Origin of the sequence: Tepidiforma flava (genome assembly GCF_027594505.1) — a bacterium.
Taxonomy (GTDB): Bacteria; Chloroflexota; Dehalococcoidia; order Tepidiformales; family Tepidiformaceae; genus Tepidiforma; species Tepidiforma flava.
Map to the genome: position 1 here is coordinate 352778 of NZ_CP115149.1, position 18575 is coordinate 371352.

An 18575-nucleotide genomic window follows, 5' to 3' on the forward strand; every position below is an offset into this window, starting at 1 on the left:
GGTTCGGCGCCTCTCCGCTGCGATGCGCGAGTATGGGACGTTCGGCCCCGGGCGCTACTGCTTCAGCTGTTCGAAGGCGCCGTTTTTGACCTGGAAGAGGCTGACGGGCGTTTCACCGCCGACGTTTTCGCCGCGGGCATCGAACTTGATCTTGCCGGAGGCGCCGTCGAGCTCGGTCTTGCGGATTTCTTCGTTCAGCTTCTTGAGGTCGATGACGAGCTTGCCGTCCTTCTCCTGCGCGACCTTTTCGAGGGCGCGGATGATGACGGTGGCGGCATCGTAGGCCTCGGCGACGAAGGGGCTGGCATCGCGCTTGATGCCGGTTTCCTTCTCGAAGAGGTCGCCGAAGGTCTTGTAGGCCTCGCCGGTGTAGACCGGGCTGGGGAGCGAGAGGTAGGCGCCCTCGGCGTCGGCGCCGGCGCCCTTGATGAACTCGTCGTTCTTGACGCCGTCGCCGGCGAGGAACTTGACGTCCTTCATCTCGGCGCGGAGCTGCTTGATGAAGGGCGTGGCTTCGGAGTAGAAGCCGCTGAAGTAGACGAGGTCGGGCTTGGCGTTCTTGATGTTGGTGACGATGGCTTTGAAGTCGGTCTGCTTCTTTCGAAGCCTTCGCTGCCGAGGATCTTCCCGCCTTCCTTCTCGTAGGCCTTCGTGAAGGCGTCGCGGAGGCCGGTTCCGTAGGCGTCGGTGTCGTAGACGACGTAGGCGGTCTTGGCGCCGAGGGTTTCGAAGGCGAACTTGGCCTGGGCCGGGCCCTGGATGTCGTCGGAGTAAGTGGTGCGGAGGAAGGTCTGGAAGACCTGGCCGCGGTCGGGGTAGGTGGGCTTGTGTGCGGTGGAGGACGGCGAGACGTGGGTGATGCCGGCCTGCTCGTACTGGGGCTGGGCGGCAACGACGGCGCCGGAGCAGACGGGCCCGACGACGGCGACGACGCCTTCCTGGAGGAGCTGGGTGGCGGCGGAGGCGCCGCCATCGGCCGAGCAGAGGTCATCCTTGGCGACGACCTGGATGCTGTGGCCCTTGATGGTCTTGTCCTTGGCGGCGAGTTCGATGGCCTTGAGGATCGGTTCGCCGATGCCCTTCAGGTCGCCTGAGAGGGGGCCGGAGTAGCCGATTTTGATGGGCTGACCGGCGGCGATTTCGATGGTCTTGAAGCCGGCGTTGCCGTAGGTGACGTCGCCGCCGCCCGTGTCGTCGTCATCATCGCCGCCGCAGGCGGCAGCGACGACGAGGGCGAACGATGCGGCGAGCAGGAGCCAGGCGAATCTGCCTCGACCCTTACGACCGATCATGCTGGATTCCCTCCTCTGTTCGACTGCATGGAGTGCGCCGCACGAAGCGTGAGCGGATTACGGCGCTCGCAGTCGCGGAATCCTAGGCATGGCTTTCTCTGATGGTCAAGACGAATTTACCCTCCGGTAAAGGGACGCGGAGGAGCTCAATCGCCGGTGGGGTAGCCCGCTTCGACCCAGGCAAGGGTGCCGCCTTCGACGTTGTAGAGGGGAGGTCGTCGAGGCCGGCGGCGGTGGCGAATTCGGCGGCGAGCGCGCTGCGCTGGCCGCTGCGGCAGATGAAGAGGACTTCTTTGCCGTTGGCGAATTCGCGGATTTGTTTCACTTCGTTGATGACGGTGTTGACGGGGATGAGCCGGGCGCCCTTCGCGTGGACTTCGACGTATTCGTGGGGTTCGCGGACGTCGATCATGACGGCCTCGCCGCGGTCGAGCTTTTCTTTGGCTTCCTGCACCGAGATGCGGGTGAAGGGCTCGCGGGGGTCTTTGGTGGCCACGGTGGTCTCCGGTTTCGTGCGCTGGGGTGTGGGAAACAGGGTAGCACGGCACCCCGTCAGTTGCCGCGCGGGGGCGGCGGCATCAGACTCGCGGGGAATCGAACGGAGGACGCGCGATGGACGAGAGGGTCATCGGGCCGTACCGGGCATGGCGGATGTCGCTCCGCCCGGGTTTGCAGGCAGTGGCGAAGGCGGGCGCGGCGGCCGGGGGACGGACGAGGCGGCGGCGCGGACGGCGCTGGCCGAGGCGCTGCGGTACGTGCAGGGGACGCTGCTGCCGGCCTCGGAGGCGGAGGAGTTCACGCTCTTCCCGACGGTCGACGGGGTGTTCGGGATGGCGGGCGCATGCGAGCCGCTGAAGCTCCAGCACGAGGCGCTGCGGGAGATGGCGTCGGACTTGCGGAAGGTGGCGGCGGCTGCGGAGCAGGATGGCGACACCTGCGCCTACGGGCGGTACCTGCAGCCGCTGCTGTTCGGATTGTACGGGCTGGCGCGGGCGCACCTGGAGAGCGAGGACGCGGTGTTCCTGCCGCTGCTGGATGCGCACCTGAGCGAGAGCCAGGTGAACGTGCTGGTGGAGAACAGCGAGCGGATCACGGCGGCGAAGGCGGCGGGGTGAGGGCTTTTCGCGAACGTTGACGTGAGGGTAAGCTTGCGGGCCACACCTGCACTTCGCACGGAGGGGCTCGCACATGGCTGGTCGGCTTGCCGGGAAGACGGCGATCATCACGGGCGCAGGGCGCGGCATCGGGCGGGAGGTCGCGCTGCTGTTCGCGCAGGAGGGCTGCAAGGTCCTCGTCAACGACCTCGGGACGTCGGTCGGGGGCGAAGGGGCGGATACGTCGCCGGCTGCGCAGACCGTGGCCGAAATCCAGGCCGCCGGCGGCGAGGCGGTGGCGCACTACGGGGACGTCGCCGACCTCGACGCGGCGGAGGATATGGTGCGGACGGTGCTGGACCGGTGGGGACAGCTCGACATCCTCGTGAACGTCGCGGGCATCCTCCGGGACCGGATGGTGTTCAACATGACGGAGGAAGAATGGGACGCGGTGGTGCGGGTGCATATGAAGGGGACGTTCGCGACGACGAAGTTCGCTTCGCTCTACTGGCGGCAGTCGCGGAATGGCGGGCGGCTGATCAACTTTACGTCCGGGTCGGGGCTGTTCGGCGCGCCGGGGCAGCCGAACTACGCAGCGGCGAAGATGGGGATCTGGGGGTTCACGCTGAGCTGCGCGCGGGCGCTCGGGCGGTACGGGGTGACGGCGAACTCGATTGCGCCGGGGGCGGCGACGCGGATGACGGACACGGTGCCGACGGAGCGGTCGGCGCAGGGCGCGAACCGGGTCGTTTCGGACGCGGCGAAGGGGACGGAGCGCGACCCGGCGAACATCGCGCCGCCGCTGGTGTACCTCGCGAGCGACGCCGGCGGCTGGATTACGGGGCGCTGCTTCGGCATCGCGGGCTACCGGATCACGCTCTACAACAACATCGCGCCGCAGGTGGTGCTGCAGGGCGCGAAGATGTGGACGGTGGACGAGCTGTTCGAGCGGATGGAGCCGACGTTCAAGCAGTTCATCCCGCCCATCCAGTAGCGCGCCGCGCTGCAGGGCCGGACGGGGCAGGGATTTCGCGCCGGGCCGCGCTGCAGGCCGTGCGCAGGTGCTGGCTGACCCGGCAGAGGTGCGGCTGCTAGACTCCGCGCACCACGCCGGAGGGGTGCGACGTGTCGACGCAGCTGCCGGCGGCGCACGAGGAGGTGCCGCCGCCCACCATCGAGGAGGTCAGCCCGGGCATCTATGCCTATATCCAGCTGGACGGCAGCTGGTTCCTGAACAACGCCGGCTGCATCGTCGGCAGCCGTTCGGCGACGGTCATCGATACGACCGGGACCGAGAAGCGGGCGCGGGCGTTCCATGCGGCGGTCCGGCAGGTGACGCAGCTGCCGGTGAGCGCCCTCATCAATACCCACAGCCACGGCGACCACACGCACGGGAACTTCATGTTCGCCCCGGCGAGCGCCATCATCGCGAGCGAGCGCTGCCGGCAGGAGATCATCGCCGCCGGCCACGCGGCGTATGCGCTCTTCCCGATGGTCGACTTCGGCGACTGCCCGGTGACGCCGCCGACGGTGACGTTCGACGAGCGGCTGAACGTCTACGTCGACGACCTCCGGGTGGAGCTGCTGTTCATGGGGCCGGCGCACACGACGAACGACATCGTGGCGTGGATTCCGGAGCGGAAGCTGCTCTTCAGCGGCGACCTCGTGTTCAACCGCGGGACGCCGTTCGCGCTCGGCGGGTCGGTCGGGGGTGGCTCGATGCGCTGGACCGGCTGGAAGCGCTGGGGGCGGAGACGATCGTGCCGGGCCACGGGCCGGTGGCGGGGCCGGAGGTGCTGGCGCAGGTGCGGCGGTATCTCGAATGGCTCATGCGGGTCGGGCGCGACGGGTTCGATCGGGGCGTTCCGCCGCTGGAGCTGGCGGGGCAGCTCGACTTCGGGGAATTCGCGGAGTGGCACGACCGGGAGCGGATCGTGCCGAACCTGCACCGGGTGTACAGCGAGCTGCGCGGCGAGCCGCGCGGGACGCCGCTCGATTTCCGGCAGATGTTCGCGGAGATGCTGGCCTTCAACGGCGGGAAGCCGCTGCGCTGCCTGGCCTGAGGTTCAGCCGAGCGCTTCCCGGACCTTTTCGAGGAGGTCGAGCGGGCGGTAGGGCTTCTGGATGAAGCCGGCGAGGCCTTTGCCGGCGAACCGGTCGGTGGCGTCCTGCTCGTTGTAGCCGGAGGTGAGGAGGACGCGGACGCGGGGATCGATGCGGCGGAGTTCGCGGAAGGTTTCCTCGCCATCCATGTGGGGCATGGTCATATCGAGCAGGACAAGGTCGATGCCCGGGCGTTCGCGGTAGCAGCGGAGGGCTTCGCTGCCGTCGGCGGCGAGGAGGACGGTGTAGCCGGCCTGCTCGAGCATGCGGCGGGTCACCGTCCGTACCGTTTCATCGTCGTCGACGACGAGGATGGTGCCGCCCCGCCCGGCCGCGGACGCCGCTGCCGGGGCTGCGGGGGCTGGCGCGGCGGCGGGCCCGGCGGCGGGGAAGAGGATCTTGAAGGTGGTGCCGCGGCCGGGCTCGGTGTAGAGCTTGATGGCGCCCCGGTGGCTGCGCACGATGCCGAGGACGGCGGCGAGGCCGAGCCCGCGGCCGGTGAACTTCGTGGTGAAGAAGGGGTCGAAGATGCGGGCGGCGGTCTCCTCGTCCATGCCGACGCCGGTATCGGCGACTTCGAGGTATACGTAGTCGCCCTCGGGCAGGTCATCATCCATATAGGCCGTTTTCAGGTAGGCGCGGTCGGCGTAGAGGAGGCCGGTCGAGACGGAGATGACGCCGGAGCGCTCGCCGATGGCGTCGGAGGCGTTGGTGATGAGGTTCATGATGACCTGGCGGATTTGGGTGGCGTCGCCTTCGATGGCGGGCAGGTCGGGGGCGAAGCGGTATTTGAGGACGGCGCGCTTGGAGACGGAGACCTCGAGCAGGTGGGCCATCTCTTCGACGACGCGGGAGAGGTTGAGGCGCTCGATGACGAACTTGCCCTTGCCGGAGTAGGCGAGCATCTGGCGGGTGAGCTCGGCGGCGCGCTGGGCTGCGGTTTCGATGGCGAGGACGGTTTGGCGGGCCGGCGATTCGGGCGGCAGCTCCATGAGGGCGAGGCCGGCGTTGCCGAGGATGGCGACGAGGAGGTTATTGAAGTCGTGGGCGATGCCGCCGGCGAGGACGCCGAGGCTCTCGAGCTTCTGGGTTTGCTGCATCTGGAGGTCGAAGCGGCGGCGCTCCTCCTCGGCGCGGACGAGGTCGGTGGTGTCGAGCGCGGAGAGGAGGGTGGCAGGCCGGCCGTCGAAGTCGAAGGGCGAGGCGGCGACGCGGAGGTGGCGGACCTGGCCATCGGCGGCCGTCACGCGGATGGTGAAGCGGGAGACCTGTTCGAGTCCAGCCTGCCGGCGCTGGAAGTGCTCGACCATGACGGGGATGTCATCGGGACCGATGAGGGACGCGAGAAACCCGGGCGCCATGAGCTGTTCGCGCGGGTAGCCGGTGAGCCGCTCCATCTCGGCGTTGACGAAGAGGGCGTTGACGCCATCGGAGACCCAGACGGCGGCGGAGACGGCATCGAGGAGCTGGCGGAGGCGGGTTTCGCTCTGGCGGAGGGCTTCTTCGGCGAGGACGGCGTCGTGGATGTCGATGACGCAGCCGACCTGGCCGAGGAACGCGCCGCTGTCGTCGAAGCGCGGCGTCGCGTATTCGAGCATGTAGCGGTAGACGCCTGTATGGTGCCGGAGACGATATCGGATCGAGTACGGGGCGCGGCGCGCTATCGACTCCCGGTAAAGGGCGATGACGGCCGGCAGGTCGTCGGGATGAATCACCCGGGTCCAGCCGCTGCCCAGGTCCTCGTCGGCTCGACCTGTAAATTCCCGCCAAGTCCGGGAGAGAAAGTCCGTTTGGCCGTCGGGGCCGGCGGTCCAGATCATGATGGGGGCGGAATCGGCGAGGGTGCGGAAGCGCGCTTCGCTCTCGGCGAGAGCGGCGGCGCAGCGGCGCGCTCGGTGACGTCGCGGGCGACGCTGCCGATGCCGACGATGGCGCCGGAGGCGTCGCGGAGGGGAAGTAGGAGGTGGCGAGGATGACGGTCGAACCATCTTTGCGGCGCCGGCGCGCTCCATGTCCTCGATGCTCTCGCCGGCGAGGACGCGGGCGCGGATTTCCTCCCGAAGGCGGCGGGCGTCGGGCTCGAACAGAAATTCGGTGGTGCGGCCAAGGACTTCGGCGGCGGCGTAGCCGAGGGCGAGTTCGGCGCCGCGGTTCCAGGCGGTGATGGCGCCGGAGAGGTCGGTCGTGATCATCGCATCGCGGGAGAAGGCGACGATGGCGGCGAGCCGCGCATTCTCGAGGGAGGTGCGGTAGAGGTCGGTGAGGTCGCGGGTGAGCGAGAGGACGGACTCGACTTCGCCGCGGTCGTTGCGCTCGGGGATGAGCCAGGTCTGGCTGTAGGCGCCGGGACCGCGGAAGTCGGACGGCCCTTCCTGGACGAGCGGCTGGCCGGTTTCGAAGACGGCGGCGACGGCGCGCTCCCAGCGTTCGAGGGCGGCGTTGCCGGGGAAGAGTTCGGCAGGCCTGCGGCCGGCGACGGCAGGGAGGTCGGCGGCGACGCTCTGGAGGGCCGCAGGGTTGGCGTAGACGATGCGGAGGTCGTCGTCGAAGCGGACGATGAGGTCGGGGGAGTTCTCGGCAAGGGTGCGGAATTCGCGCTCGCGGCGGAGGAGCTCGGCGTCGGCGGCGCGGCGCTGCCGGATATCGAAGATGGCGCCGCGGATGAGGCGGCGTTCGAACGGCGGCATGCGGATGAGCCGGACTTCGCAGAGGATGCGCTGCCCGGCGGCGTCCTGGTGGACCCATTCGAACGCGACGGGTTCGCCGGAGAGCGCGCTCGAGGTAGGCGGCAGCCAGGGCGTCGCTGCGCTGGCCGCCGGGCTGGAATTCGGGGCTGACGGAGACGGGGTCGCGCTGGAGGAGCTCTTCGCGCGGGAGGCCGAAGAGGCGGCAGGCATCATCGTTGGCTTCGACGAACCGGCGAAGGTCGAGGTCGAGGACGACGATGGCGTGGCCGGCGTAGTCGAAGAGCGTGCGGTAGCGCTGCTCGGCTTCGCGGGCGCGGGCGAGGGCAGCCTCGGCAGGCGTCGATTCGAGGATGAAGGCGACGCGCGCCGGTTTGCCGCGAACGGTGATGTTTTCGCCGGCGATGCGGACCTGGAGGATGCGGCCGTCGCGGGTGCGGTGGCGCCAGTAGCCGCCGGGCGGGTCGGGGCGCTCGCCGCGGGCCAGGCGGAGGAGGGCAGGGACGTCCTCAGGCGGGCGGATATCGGCGAGGGTGAGGGCGCGGAACTCCTCGGGAGCGTAGCCGTAGAGGGCGCAGGCGGCGCGGTTGGCCTCGAGGATGCGGAGGGTGCCGCGCTCGAAGACGAGCGCGGGCAGGGGGTGCGTTTCGAAGAAGATGCCGGGCGGGAGCTCCCGGGCCTCGAAGGCCGGAGGTTCGCCGCTCGCGGGGTCCGGTGGCTGGAGCTCGCCCTTGTCGGATGTCACCGATGGCTTCCTTTGGTTAGGGGAATCCTAAAGAAAGGTGCAGGCGCTGCCTCAGGGATTTCCTATTTCGGATGAAGATTCTTCGACTACCCGGCCCGCTCAGGCAACGGGCGGCTCGAGGAGGACGGCGTACTCCGGGAGCCGTGGATGCCGCGCACGATGACCTTCTCGATATCGGCCGTGCGGCTGGGGCCGGTGAGGATGAGCGCGTCGCCGCTGCCGAGGAACGGTTCGAGGCCGGCCGGGTATTCGACGATCGTCGCGGGGTCGACGCGGAGGGCGACGGCAGGCGCGGCGAGGAGGGCGCGGCGGTCGACCGGCGTCCCGGTGAGGAGGACCGACCCGGTGGCGGCCACCGCGGCGGCGGCCGACAGTTCGAGCGCGCCGTGGGGTGCGGCGGCGGGGAAGGCGACGCCGAGCTGGCTGGCGCGGAGGCGGAACCGCTCGACGGGCGTGGGCGGGAGCACGTCCTCCGGCGCGATGAGCGGGCGCTCCGAGCGGTCGGGGCCGGCGGCGGTGAGGAGGGCGGGGTCGCGGGGCTGGGCCGGCTCGGGGAGGACGCGCGGGTCGGCGCGGCGCCCGGCGAGCGGGCGGACGAGGCGGCCGCCGCCCCGGAGGCCGATCCGGGCCATCGCGGCGGCAGCGCGCGCCGGTGGGGAGGGAGAAGGCCGCCGCCCGGCCTTCCAGGCGGCGCGTTCGGCGCGGCCGGCGACCGCGCCGCGTTCGACGGCATCGGCGCGGAGGTCGAGCAGCATGCGGTGGAGCGGGATGCCGACGGGGCAGGCTTCGGTGCATGCGCCGCAGAGGGTGCTGGCGAAGGGGAGGTCGGCCTGGGCGCCGCGCGGCCAGAGGAGCGGCGAAAGCACCGCGCCGATGGGCCCCATGTAGGGCGAGCCGTAGGCGAGGCCGCTGACGGCCCGGTAGACGGGGCAGGCGTTCATGCACGCGCCGCAGCGGATGCAGCGGAGGACATCGCGGTAGCGCGGGTCGGCGAGGATGCGGGAGCGGCCGTTGTCGACGACGACGACGTGCCGCTCCTGCCCGGGCGGCGGGCTGCCGAGGATGTGGGTGAAGGCAGTGAGCGGCTGAGCCGTCGCGCTCGGGGCGAGGACCTGGAGGACGGCGAGGGCGCCGGCTTCGTCGGCGACGATTTTTTCGAGGCCGGTGACGACGATGTGCTTCCTGGGGTGGGAGACGCCGAGGGCGACGTTGCCTTCGTTTTCGACGATCGCGAAACGGCCGCTGCTGGCGATGGCGGTGTTGGCGCCGGTGATGGCCGCATCGCAGTCCTGGAAGTAGCGGGCGACGACGTCGCGGATGTGCTGCGAGAGGACGACCGGGTCGTCGGTTTCGAGGGGGCGCCGGCGCGCGCGAGGAGGTCGCGGATGCGGGCGCGGTTGAGGTGGACAGCGGGCGCGGTGATGTGGCTCGGCCCGCGGCCCTCAAGGTCGACGATGTACTCGCCGATGTCGGTTTCGAGGACGTCGGCGCCGGCCTCGCGGAGCGCGCGGGTGAGGCCGATCTCCTCGGCGACCATGGATTTCGACTTGGCGACGCGGCGGGCATCGCCGAGCAGGCGGCGAACGATATCGACGGCCTCGGCGGCAGTGGCGGCGCGGTGGTAGCCGACGCCGCGGAGGGCGAGCTGCTCGCGGAGGCGGCGGTGGAGCGCTTCGAGGCGGTCGACGGCATCGGCGCGGGCTGCGGCGGCGCGGTCGCGGGCGTCGGCGGGCCCCGGGCGAGCATCGCGCGGGAATCGGCGACGAGCTTGCGCATGATGGGCTGGAGCACCGCGCTCCGGTGTTCTTCGGTGATTTCCCGGCGGGCGCGGTCGCGGAAGCCGGTCATGCGAGCGCCCTCGCGAGGAGTTCGGGGAGCGTCCAGGCTTCGAGCTGGATGCCGAGGCCGGCAGCGCCGGACTGCAGATGGGCGAGGCAGGAGTAGTCGGGCGAGACGACGACGCGGGCGCCGGTCGCGCCGAGGGCTTCGAGCCTCGCGCGCATGATTTCGACCGATGTCTCGGGCTGCTTGACGGCGAAGGTGCCGCCGAAGCCGCAGCACTCCTCGGCGAAGGCCGGTTGGCGGACCTCGAGGCCCTCGATGCGGCGGAGGATGGCGTTGATGGCGGCGGAAGCGCGGAGTTCGCGCCGGGAGTGGCAGGATTCGTGGAGGACGACGACGCCCGGGAGGCGGAGGCCGAGGCGGTCGAGGCCTGGGTGCCGCGCCACGTAGGTGGCGAAATCGACGAAGCGCGAGGCGATGGAGGCGGCGGCGGCATCGCGCGGGGGCTGCCAGAGGCCGGGGAGGTAGTGCCGGACCATCGCGGTGCAGGAGCCGGAGGTGGTGACGATCGCGGTGTGGGCGCGGGCCGCTTTCAGGAGCTGGCGGCCCACGGTGCGCGCCTCGGCGCGGAAGCCGCTGTTGAAGGCAGGCTGGCCGCAGCAGCGGCCGTCGATGAGGGTCACGGTATCGCCGAGGGCTTCGAGGACGCGCCGGGCGTCCCCGGCATCGCCCGGGCGGAGGGCCTGGAGGTAGCAGGGGTCGAAGAGGGCGACCGAGGCCATGGGGGCATTGTACGCCGGGGCGTTGCGCAGGCTGTTACGGGTGCCGCAGGATCCGGGCCGGGCGCAGCACGTTTCGAAGGAGAACGCGATTCATGGCTGAGACGACCATCACGGTGCGAGACCACGGGCCGTACGTCGTGCGCGGGGAGTTCGTGGTGACCGATGCGGAAGGGAACCAGTTCGAGCGGAAGGATGCGGTGGCGCTCTGCCGCTGCGGGCATTCGGCGACGAAGCCGTTCTGCGACGGGTCGCACAACCGGGAGGGCTTCCAGTCGGCGCCGCGGGCGGGCGGGTGATGGCGGCGCGGCGGCGTTCGGCGGCGCGGCCGACGCGGAGGGCGCGGACCCGCCGGGCAGGAACACCGGCGCGGGTCGAGCTGCCCGGGGGCATCCGGCTGGTGATGAACCGGACGGGTACGGTGACGCTCGGCGACGGGGCGCTGGCGATCCGGGTCGGCGCCGGCGGCCAGCCGACGGTTTCGGTGCGGCTGCCGCGGCAGGGGCGCCGGGCTCAGTCGTCGTAGAGGCGGGCGGCGGCCGCTTCGAGTTCGCGCTGTTCGCCCGGGGAGAGGGGTGAAAACGCTTCTGCGGCGGCGACGTTGGCGCGGACGCGGTCCGGGTGGCGCGCTCCGGGGATGGCGACCGAAACGGCGGGGTGGCTCCAGACGTAGCGGAGGAGGTTCTCCGGCGCCAGGATGCCGGCCTGGCCGCGGGCGAGGCGGCCGCGGATGGCGCTCGTCCGGCCGGAGCCGCCGAGCGGCCGCATGACGATGACGGCGACGCCGCGCTCGCCGGCGAGGTCGAGCAGCGGGCGCGATTCGGGGTAGAAGGCCGAGTATTCGAGCATGACGGCGTCGAAGGCGCCGGATTCGACGGCGAGGCGGCCGACCTCGAGGCTGTGGGTGGAGATGCCGATGAAGCGGATGGCGCCCCGCTCCTGCGCGGCGCGGAGGCCTTCGAGTGCGCCGCCGGGGCCCGTGACCTGCGCCCACGCTTCCGGGGTAGAGACGTCGTGCAGGTGGTAGAGGCCAATCGTCGCGAGGCCGAGCACCTGCAGGGATCGGTCGATGTCGTACTGGGCGCTGCTGGCAGTTCGGCGGAAGGTCTTGCTGGCGAAGAGGACGCCGGGTGCGCCGTGTTCGCGGACCACGCGGCCGAGGAGGTGTTCGGAGCCTTCGTAGTCGCGGGCGGTGTCGATGAGGCGGATGCCGAGGTCGATAGCGGCGGCGACGGTCGCGAAGGCGTCGGGCGAGTGGGGCGTATCCATGGCGCCGAGCCCGAGGATGGGGAGGTCGAGGCCGGTCGAACCGAAGGGACGGCTGGGGATGAGCACGGGGAGAGGGTAGCGCGGGAGCGGCGAGGTAGGACAGCAAGCCGCGGGCGGTGTACGCTCGGGGGCGGCCGAACGAGGTTCGGCCGCGACACCTGAGACAGCGAGGTCGTTGACGTGCCAATCGATCCTTCGAAGGCGCTTGGGGCGCCGATCCGAGGCGGGACGTTCCGCTGGGACCGGGACCGGGTCATCCTCTATCACCTCGGCGTGGGCGCCGGCGACCCGCCGACGGACCCGAACGAGCTGGCGTACACCTACGAGCGGAACCTGAAGGTGCTGCCGAGCTTCGGCGTCATCCCGGCGTTCGGGTCGCTCGGCGGGGTTGGGCAGGTGCCGGGGCTGCAGTTCAACCCGGCGCTCTTGCTCCACGGCGAGCAGGACCTCGAAATCCGGAAGCCGATCCCGGTCGAGGGCGAGGTGGAGACGAGCGGCAAGGTGGCCGGGATTTACGACAAGGGGAAGGCTGCGCTCGTCGTGCTCGAGACCGAGACGAAGCTGAAGGGCGAAGCGGAGCCGCTGTTCGTGAACCGGTTCTCGCTCTTCCTGCGGGGCGAGGGCGGCTTCGGGGGCGAGAGCGGGCCGCCGGCGGGCAACGAAGCGCCGAACCGGGCGCCGGACGGCACGGTGGAGTCGAAGACGCTGCCGCAGCAGGCGCTGCTCTACCGGCTCTCGGGCGACAAGAACCCGCTGCACGCGGACCCGGACTTCGCGAAGATGGGCGGCTTCGACCGGCCGATCCTCCACGGGCTGTGCTCGTTCGGGGTGGTGTGCAAGGCGGTCGTGGACCACGCGCTGGGCGGCGACACGGCGAAGGTGGCGCGCTACCAGGCGCGGTTCGCGGGCGTGGTCTTCCCGGGCGAGACGATCGTGACTTCGTACTGGCGGGAAGGGAACACGATCCTCGTGGCGGCGCAGACAAAGGAGCGGGGAACGCCGGTCATCACGAACGCGGCGATTACGGTGCGCGGCTAGCGTTCACCGGCAAGCTTGCGACGGCGGGGCCGCGACGGTTGGCGCGGCCCCGCCATTCGTTCGCCCGCGAGGTGAAAGCCGGCTACTCGAAGAGGAAGCGGCGGCGGCGCGGGGCGGCCTTCCGGTAGCGGAGGCCGAACTTGCGGATGCCGACCTCGCGGACGATGGCGGCAGCCTCCTCGGGCGAGTCGGTGAGGACGAGGCGGTCGAGGTCCTCCGGGTCGATGGTGCCCATGGCGACGAGGCGGTTGAGCATGAAATCCATAAGCGGCTCGTAGAAGTCGACGCCGACGAGGATGCAGGGGTAATCGCGGATTTTGCGGGTCTGGATGAGGGTGGCGATTTCGAAAAGCTCGTCGAGCGTGCCGAAGCCGCCGGGCATGGCGATGAAGGCGTAGGAGTACTTGGCCAGCATCACCTTGCGGACGAAGAAGTAGCGGAACTCGACGAAGGTATCGAGGTAGGGGTTCGGCTTCTGCTCGTGGGGGAGTTCGATGTTGCAGCCGACGGAGTAACCGCCGACGTCCCTGGCGCCGCGGTTGGCGGCCTCCATGAGCCCCGGGCCGCCGCCGGTCATGACAGTGAAGCCTTCGCGGGCGACGGCCTGCCCGACGCGGCGGGCGAGGTCGTAGTAGGGGTGGTCTTCGGTGAACCGGGCAGAGCCGAAGATGGTGACGCAGGGGCCGACGAAGTGGAGCTTGCGGAAGCCGCGGATGAATTCGCCGCCGATGCGGAGGACGCGGAGGAATTCGGAGCCGCGGTCGGCCGGACCTTCGAGGAAGCGGCGCTCATCGGCGCCATCCGGGGCTTTGCCCCATTCGGGGGCGCGGGCTGGCGGCGCAGGGAGGGGACGGACGTCATCGGACATGGGGCAAGTCTATCGGGTCGAGCGCGCGCGGGCCGCCGGGGGATGGGGAGAGGCAAACCGGGAGTTTCCTACGCGGCCCGGGACCGGGCCTGCCGAATGTTCAACCATGGAAGAGGCGCGGGGAACCCCGGCGAGGGAGCTGCACCTCGTGCCGGCGCGCGAGGGCTGGCTGCTGGTGGCGGCGGGGACGGAGCGGCCGGTCGGCGTCTACCGGGAACTGGGCGCGGCGATCGACGCGGCGACGGCGGGGGCGCGAGCGGTGCGGCTGGTGGTGCACGAGCGGCGGGTTTGGTAGCACGGCGTGCGATTGAAGGGCTGGCCGCGGCGGGGGTATGCTGCCGGCGGCCCGCCGAGTTTGCGGCGGAGCATCCCTACCAATCGGAGGCTGACGATGAGCGACCTGAGGGCGACGCAGGAGCGCCACGCGCAGGATGTCGTGAACGGGAACGTCGCGGGGCTGATGGGCGACTTCACACCGAATGCGATGGCGAAGGTCATGGCGCTGGCGGCGAATCCCATTACGGCCACGCGGTTCGAAATCAAGGACCTCGGCAACAACGAGGTCGAGATTTCGTACATCGGCGAGAAGACGCGGGTGGTGTGGAGCAAGTGGGTGGAGAACGGCGGGAAGTGGCAAATCGACGACGTGAAGGAAGTCACGGGGTCGTGAGCGCGGACCCGGGCGAGGCGCGCTGCGGCCGAACGGACGGCGCGCGGTGATGACCGGGAATCTCGCCCAGGTGATGGCGGACCTGGCGCCCGAGGCGATGGCGCAGCTGATGCAGCTCGCCTCGGCGCGCAGCGGCTCTCGCCGGCGCAGCTGCCGGGGATCGACGGGTTCGACCTGGAAGAGCAGGCGGCCGACGACGGCGAGGCGCGGTTCCTCGTGCGGTTCCGTTCGAGCGCGGGGACGGTGGCAGTGGCGACCCGCTGGCGGCCGATGCTGGGGCAGTGGAAGGTGGTGGAGATCGGGCTGGCGGGGTTCGAGGCGCCCGAGCAGCCCGGGGCGGGAACGGGAGGCTGAGGGGCGATGGACCTGGTGCTCGTTCGGCATGCGATTGCGGCGGAACGGGGCACCGTAGCGAACGACGCGGAGCGGCCGCTGACGCCCGAAGGGGCGGAGCGGATGCGGGAGGCGGCGCGGGGGCTCGCGCGGCTCGTGACGCCGCAGGTCATCGTGAGTTCGCCGTGGCTGCGGGCGGTGCAGACGGCAGAGATCCTGCGGGAGCAGTTCGGGCTGGGGAAGGTGCGGATTTCGGAGACGCTCGCCGGCGATGATTACCAGGCGGTCGTCGAGATGGCGGCGGAGACGGACGCCTCGCCGGTGGCGCTGGTGGGCCACGAGCCGTGGATGGGCGAGCTGCTGGCCTACCTGCTGACGGGCGACCCGGCGGGGATGGCGGTGACGTTCAAGAAGGGCGGGGCGGCGCTCGTGCGGGCGGCCGGCGAACCGCGGGCGGGCAACTGCTGGCTGGAGTGGTTCATCCCGCCGGGAGCGCTGCGGCGGATGGCGGGCAGCTAGACGAGGGCGGGGCCGCTGGCGACCAGCCGGCAGCGGAGCACGGTCTCGAAGCGGCGGCGCTGGCGCTCGATTTCGTGGAGCTCGGCATCGAGCGGAGCGTCGGCCTCGAGGTCGAGGCGCAGCGTCTCGCCGCCGAGGTCGAGGCGGAGGCCGCGGACCGGGGAGGGGAGCGGCGGCGGATGGCGCGGGCGAGGCCGAGGACGGCGGCGAGGATGGCGGCCCGGCGGACATCGTCGCCGTTCGTGATGGCGCGGTAGGGGGCGAGGTCGGGCGTGCCGGAATCGGCCCAGCGGACGAGGGCAGCGAGAAGGACGACCTCGCGGTGGGAGTAGCCGTGGAGGTCGCCGCTGTGGACGAGGTACTCCGCGTGGCGGTCGCGGTTGTAATAGTCGATATGGGTGCCGATGCCGGCGAGGCGGACACCGTCGCGAAGGAGCGCGCGGTCGGTGTCGCCGAGGCCGTGGAGCGCGCGGGTGACCTCGAAGATGCGGTCGGCGGCCTCGACAGTCGGCTCGGCGGAGGCGATGTCGACGCCGTTGGCGAGGGCGAGGCCCGCGATGCTCGCGGCGCGGACGTCGGGGAGGACGGGGCTTTCGCCGCGGATAGCCTGCCAGGCGAGGCCTTCGCGGAGCCCTTGCCCGGAAACGACGAGCGAAGGCGCGCCGAGGAGCTCCATGACTTCGTCGATGACGATGGCGGCGGCGTGGAGGAGGTCGGCGCGGTTGCTGCCGACGCCGGGGATGCGGCGGCGGGCCTCGGTCGGGACGGCGGCGAGTTCGCGCGCGAGGCGGCGGAGCTCTTTGCGGGTGATTTCGAGCCCGTGGAGCCGGCCGAGCGGGTAGCGGCGGCGGATGCGGATGATGCGGGCGAGGTTGCGGACGGCGCCGCCGGTGGCGAAGAGCACGGGCGGCAGGTTGCCGGGGACGAACGAGCGCTGGACGGCCTTGCGGAGGGCGCGGATTTCGCGGGGAAGGGGCGGGTCGGCGTGGAGGTAGGTTTCGCGGCTGTAGATGGCGCCGAGGGGGACGGACTGGACTTCGCGGAGGGCCCGGCCTTCGACGGTCATGAGTTCGAGCGAGCCGCCGCCGAGGTCGAGGAGGTAGCCGTCGGTGAGGGTGGTGCTGTTGATGACACCGAGGTAGCCGGCGTGGGCTTCTTCGTAGCCGGAAAGCACGCGGACCCGGAGGCCGATGCGCTCGCGGACGCGTTCGAGGAAGTCGTCGGCGTTGGGGGCGCGGCGGAGGGCCTCGGTGCCGACGGCGATGATCTCGGCAGGCGCGTGGGCTTCGGCGAGCTGGTGCATGATGGCGAGGGCGCGGAGGCCGCGCTCCATGCCTTCGGGCGTCAGGTTGCCGCCGGCCGGCCCGCGCCGAGGCGGGCATCGTAGCGGGCTTCGTCGATGACTTCGAAGGCGAGGTAGCTGAGGGCGCGGGCGACGAGCAGGCGGATGGAGTTCGAGCCGACGTCGATGACGGCGACGGTCTGCCGGGGAACGACTGGCATATGCTGATCCCAGCATGCGCCCGGGACGTGGGCGGAACAAGGGGCGATTGCGCGGTGTGTGGTAGACTGCATGCCAGCCGGTTGAGGAGGTGCGCGCGTGCGCCGAACCTTCGCCATTCTGATGGTGCTTCCGTTAACGTTTGCGTTTCTGCCGCTGGCGGCGGTGGTGATGGGCGGGGGCGGCGAAGCGCCGCAGGGCACGCTGGTGCTGGAGACGGCCGACGCGCACGGGGCCGGCGCCGGCGTGAACGTGGCGGCCTGGGATGCGCAGGAGTTCGCGCCCCGGGATGACGCGCTGGCGTACCGCTCGGGGGACGCGCAGGGGAAGCCCGGCGACAGCTGCCCGGACACGCCGCAGAGCTGAGGACCCCGGCAGTCGAGCATGATGCTGCGGCCCGCCCCGATTCGGGGGCGGGCCGCTGTGGTTCGTGATGCGGCGGGTGCGGGCGGTCAGCCGCGGGGCGGGAGCGCTTCGAGGGCGCGGCCGATGACGAGCCGCTGGATCTGGTTGGTGCCTTCGAAGATCTGGAAGATCTTGGCGTCGCGGACCCACTTTTCGACCGGGTGGTCGCGCATGTAGCCTGGCCGCCGAGGACCTGGACGGCATCGACGGTGACCTTCATGGCGACGTCGGAGGCGAAGCACTTGGCCATGGAGCCTTCGGCCTGGAGGTAGGGGACGTTGGCGCCGGCCATCCAGGCGGCGCGCCAGACCATGAGACGGGCGGAATCGACGGCCATGGCCATATCGGCGAGCATGAACGAGATGGCCTGGTTCTTGATGATCGGCCGGCCGAACTGGACGCGGGACTTCGCGTAGTCGAGCGCGTATTCGTAGGCGGCGCGGGCGATGCCGACGGCGTAGGCGCCGACGACGGGGCGGGTGCGCTCGAGGGTCATGAGGGCGCCGACGGCGCCGGGGCCGGCGGAGCCGCCGGGTTTGGAGGGGCGCCGAGCTTGTACTCCGCCGGGATGCGGCAGTCGGTGAAGATGACGTTGGCGGTGTGAGAGGCGCGGATGCCCATCTTCTTCCAGACGGTGCCTTCCTGGAGGCCGGGCGTGCCCTTCGGCACGACGAATGCGCTGATGCCGCCCCAGCCTTTCGAGCGGTCTTCCGTGGCGAAGACGACGTGGACATCGGCGATGCCGCCGTTGGTGATGAACTGCTTTTCGCCGTTGAGGACGTAGAAGTCGCCGTCGCGGGTGGCGGTCGTCTGGATGTTGGCGACGTCGGAGCCGGCGTCGGGCTCGGTGAGGCACATCGCGCCGAGGTGGACTTCGTTTTCGTCGGAGGCGATGGCGGCGAGCCACCGTTCGCGCTGCTCGGGCGTGCCGGTGGCGGCGATGGCGGCGGCGGCGAGGCCGGAGCTGTTGATGGCGAGGGCGATGCCGGCGCAGCCCCAGGAGAGCTCCTCAGCGATGATGGAGGGGATGAGCGACGAGCCGGAGCCATCGAGGAGCGAGCCCTGCTTCGAGATGCCGAAGCCGATGGCGGCGGCCTTTTGATCAGGTCGTAGGGGACTTCTTCGCGCTCGTCGTAGTAGGCGGCGACGGGGCGGATCTCCTTGCGGGCGAAGTCGCGGGCGACCTGCTGGACCAGCTTTTCTTCGTCGTTGAGTTCGAGTGAGACCATGGGTTCCTCCGGGTTGGCCTGGAGCAAGATTACCAGCCGGTAGGCGAAAGGGGCGCGGGCGGGGATGCGCGGATCGCGGCGGACGGCTAGGCTCGTGACATGGCGCCGCGCAGCAGGGCAGGGGAGGCCGGCCGGGGATACTGGAGCGTGATGATGGGGGCCGCGGAGGGCACCGAGAAATTCACGGAGGGGCGGGCCGAATTCCATGGACACCCGGGGAAGGGGTGCCTATCATGGCGCCGCCCTGGACCCCACGACCGCAAC

General features: G+C 70.8%; 22 protein-coding genes and 4 pseudogenes. 11 read left to right on the plus strand and 15 right to left on the minus strand.

Translation table 11 applies throughout. The annotated features are described in order from the left end of the window. Positions 1-54: 54 nt before the first annotated feature. From O0235_RS02365 to O0235_RS02375, 3 genes are all read right to left on the minus strand, one after another. A complete protein-coding gene (locus O0235_RS02365; protein WP_308445670.1) occupies positions 55-576 on the minus strand; it encodes an ABC transporter substrate-binding protein in 522 nt (173 codons plus the stop codon). Beyond that, positions 477-1292: a branched-chain amino acid ABC transporter substrate-binding protein gene (locus tag O0235_RS02370; protein ID WP_270056957.1), complete on the minus strand. Its 816-nt coding sequence runs from the start codon at positions 1290-1292 to the stop codon at positions 477-479. The genes O0235_RS02365 and O0235_RS02370 overlap by 100 nt, the downstream gene beginning before the upstream one ends. Before the next feature lie 82 nt (positions 1293-1374). Then, positions 1375-1788: a rhodanese-like domain-containing protein gene (locus O0235_RS02375; RefSeq protein WP_270056958.1), complete on the minus strand. Its 414-nt coding sequence runs from the start codon at positions 1786-1788 to the stop codon at positions 1375-1377. 148 nt (positions 1789-1936) lie between these two features. Between O0235_RS02375 and O0235_RS02380 the strand changes: the two genes are divergently transcribed. The 3 genes from O0235_RS02380 (at position 1937) to O0235_RS02390 (ending at position 4501) form a co-directional block, all read left to right on the plus strand. Then, entirely contained in the window at positions 1937-2407 is a 471-nt protein-coding gene (locus O0235_RS02380) for a hemerythrin domain-containing protein (protein ID WP_270056959.1), read from the plus strand. Positions 2408-2480: 73 nt separating this feature from the next. Then, positions 2481-3380 carry an SDR family NAD(P)-dependent oxidoreductase gene (locus tag O0235_RS02385; protein WP_270056960.1) on the plus strand — a complete coding sequence of 300 codons (900 nt, stop codon included), beginning with the start codon at positions 2481-2483 and terminating at the stop codon, positions 3378-3380. A gap of 131 nt (positions 3381-3511) precedes the next feature. After that, positions 3512-4501 (plus strand): MBL fold metallo-hydrolase, encoded by a 990-nt coding sequence (locus O0235_RS02390; RefSeq protein WP_270056961.1) that lies wholly within the window; start codon positions 3512-3514, stop codon positions 4499-4501. Here the strand turns inward: O0235_RS02390 and O0235_RS02395 are convergent. The 4 genes and pseudogenes from O0235_RS02395 to O0235_RS02415 form a co-directional block, all read right to left on the minus strand. Beyond that, a complete protein-coding gene (locus O0235_RS02395) occupies positions 4453-7176 on the minus strand; it encodes a hybrid sensor histidine kinase/response regulator (protein WP_270056962.1) in 2724 nt (907 codons plus the stop codon). The two genes, O0235_RS02390 and O0235_RS02395, sit on opposite strands and share 49 nt — an antisense overlap. Before the next feature lie 70 nt (positions 7177-7246). After that, positions 7247-7918: pseudogene (locus O0235_RS15485) on the minus strand (PAS domain S-box protein); the annotation flags it as partial. A gap of 86 nt (positions 7919-8004) precedes the next feature. Continuing rightward, on the minus strand, positions 8005-9237 hold the full coding sequence (locus O0235_RS02405; RefSeq protein WP_373324414.1) for an LUD domain-containing protein: 1233 nt from the start codon (positions 9235-9237) through the stop codon (positions 8005-8007). Positions 9238-9762: 525 nt separating this feature from the next. Beyond that, a complete protein-coding gene (locus tag O0235_RS02415; protein WP_270056965.1) occupies positions 9763-10482 on the minus strand; it encodes a (Fe-S)-binding protein in 720 nt (239 codons plus the stop codon). Positions 10483-10574: 92 nt separating this feature from the next. Between O0235_RS02415 and O0235_RS02420 the strand changes: the two genes are divergently transcribed. Then, a complete protein-coding gene (locus tag O0235_RS02420) occupies positions 10575-10778 on the plus strand; it encodes a CDGSH iron-sulfur domain-containing protein (protein WP_270056966.1) in 204 nt (67 codons plus the stop codon). A gap of 104 nt (positions 10779-10882) precedes the next feature. Further along, the gene (locus O0235_RS02425; RefSeq protein ID WP_270056967.1) at positions 10883-11005 is read left to right on the plus strand and encodes a hypothetical protein; all 123 of its coding nucleotides are present in this window, start codon (positions 10883-10885) and stop codon (positions 11003-11005) included. Here the strand turns inward: O0235_RS02425 and O0235_RS02430 are convergent. After that, a complete protein-coding gene (locus tag O0235_RS02430; RefSeq protein ID WP_270056968.1) occupies positions 10993-11814 on the minus strand; it encodes an aldo/keto reductase in 822 nt (273 codons plus the stop codon). The genes O0235_RS02425 and O0235_RS02430 overlap by 13 nt on opposite strands. A 114-nt stretch (positions 11815-11928) precedes the next feature. On the opposite strand from O0235_RS02430, the gene O0235_RS02435 reads away from it, so the two are divergent. After that, positions 11929-12786 carry a MaoC/PaaZ C-terminal domain-containing protein gene (locus tag O0235_RS02435; protein ID WP_270056969.1) on the plus strand — a complete coding sequence of 286 codons (858 nt, stop codon included), beginning with the start codon at positions 11929-11931 and terminating at the stop codon, positions 12784-12786. An 82-nt stretch (positions 12787-12868) separates the two neighbouring features. Here the strand turns inward: O0235_RS02435 and O0235_RS02440 are convergent, their stop codons facing one another. After that, entirely contained in the window at positions 12869-13654 is a 786-nt protein-coding gene (locus O0235_RS02440; RefSeq protein ID WP_270056970.1) for an LOG family protein, read from the minus strand. A 106-nt stretch (positions 13655-13760) separates the two neighbouring features. Between O0235_RS02440 and O0235_RS02445 the strand changes: the two genes are divergently transcribed. The 4 genes from O0235_RS02445 (at position 13761) to O0235_RS02460 (ending at position 15176) form a co-directional block, all read left to right on the plus strand. Next, on the plus strand, positions 13761-13949 hold the full coding sequence (locus O0235_RS02445; protein ID WP_270056971.1) for a hypothetical protein: 189 nt from the start codon (positions 13761-13763) through the stop codon (positions 13947-13949). A 96-nt stretch (positions 13950-14045) separates the two neighbouring features. Continuing rightward, positions 14046-14324 (plus strand): hypothetical protein, encoded by a 279-nt coding sequence (locus tag O0235_RS02450; RefSeq protein ID WP_270056972.1) that lies wholly within the window; start codon positions 14046-14048, stop codon positions 14322-14324. A gap of 216 nt (positions 14325-14540) precedes the next feature. Continuing rightward, positions 14541-14678 carry a hypothetical protein gene (locus O0235_RS02455; RefSeq protein WP_270056973.1) on the plus strand — a complete coding sequence of 46 codons (138 nt, stop codon included), beginning with the start codon at positions 14541-14543 and terminating at the stop codon, positions 14676-14678. 6 nt (positions 14679-14684) lie between these two features. Further along, on the plus strand, positions 14685-15176 hold the full coding sequence (locus O0235_RS02460; RefSeq protein WP_270056974.1) for a SixA phosphatase family protein: 492 nt from the start codon (positions 14685-14687) through the stop codon (positions 15174-15176). Here the strand turns inward: O0235_RS02460 and O0235_RS02465 are convergent. Next, positions 15136-16509 (minus strand): Ppx/GppA phosphatase family protein, encoded by a 1374-nt coding sequence (locus O0235_RS02465; RefSeq protein ID WP_270056975.1) that lies wholly within the window; start codon positions 16507-16509, stop codon positions 15136-15138. The genes O0235_RS02460 and O0235_RS02465 overlap by 41 nt on opposite strands. An 11-nt stretch (positions 16510-16520) precedes the next feature. Further along, the gene (locus O0235_RS02470; RefSeq protein WP_270056976.1) at positions 16521-16679 is read right to left on the minus strand and encodes a hypothetical protein; all 159 of its coding nucleotides are present in this window, start codon (positions 16677-16679) and stop codon (positions 16521-16523) included. A 121-nt stretch (positions 16680-16800) separates the two neighbouring features. On the opposite strand from O0235_RS02470, the gene O0235_RS02475 reads away from it, so the two are divergent. After that, on the plus strand, positions 16801-17043 hold the full coding sequence (locus O0235_RS02475) for a hypothetical protein (protein WP_270056977.1): 243 nt from the start codon (positions 16801-16803) through the stop codon (positions 17041-17043). Positions 17044-17129: 86 nt separating this feature from the next. Here the strand turns inward: O0235_RS02475 and O0235_RS15490 are convergent. The 4 genes and pseudogenes from O0235_RS15490 to O0235_RS15500 form a co-directional block, all read right to left on the minus strand. Further along, a pseudogene (locus O0235_RS15490) lies at positions 17130-17578 on the minus strand (acyl-CoA dehydrogenase family protein). Further along, positions 17575-17940 (minus strand): acyl-CoA dehydrogenase family protein, encoded by a 366-nt coding sequence (locus tag O0235_RS02490; RefSeq protein ID WP_270056980.1) that lies wholly within the window; start codon positions 17938-17940, stop codon positions 17575-17577. The pseudogene O0235_RS15490 and the gene O0235_RS02490 overlap by 4 nt, the downstream one beginning before the upstream one ends. A gap of 81 nt (positions 17941-18021) precedes the next feature. Continuing rightward, positions 18022-18168, minus strand: a pseudogene (locus tag O0235_RS15495) (hypothetical protein); the annotation flags it as partial. A gap of 62 nt (positions 18169-18230) precedes the next feature. After that, positions 18231-18518 (minus strand): annotated as a pseudogene (locus O0235_RS15500) (hypothetical protein); the annotation flags it as partial. Positions 18519-18575: the final 57 nt, after the last annotated feature.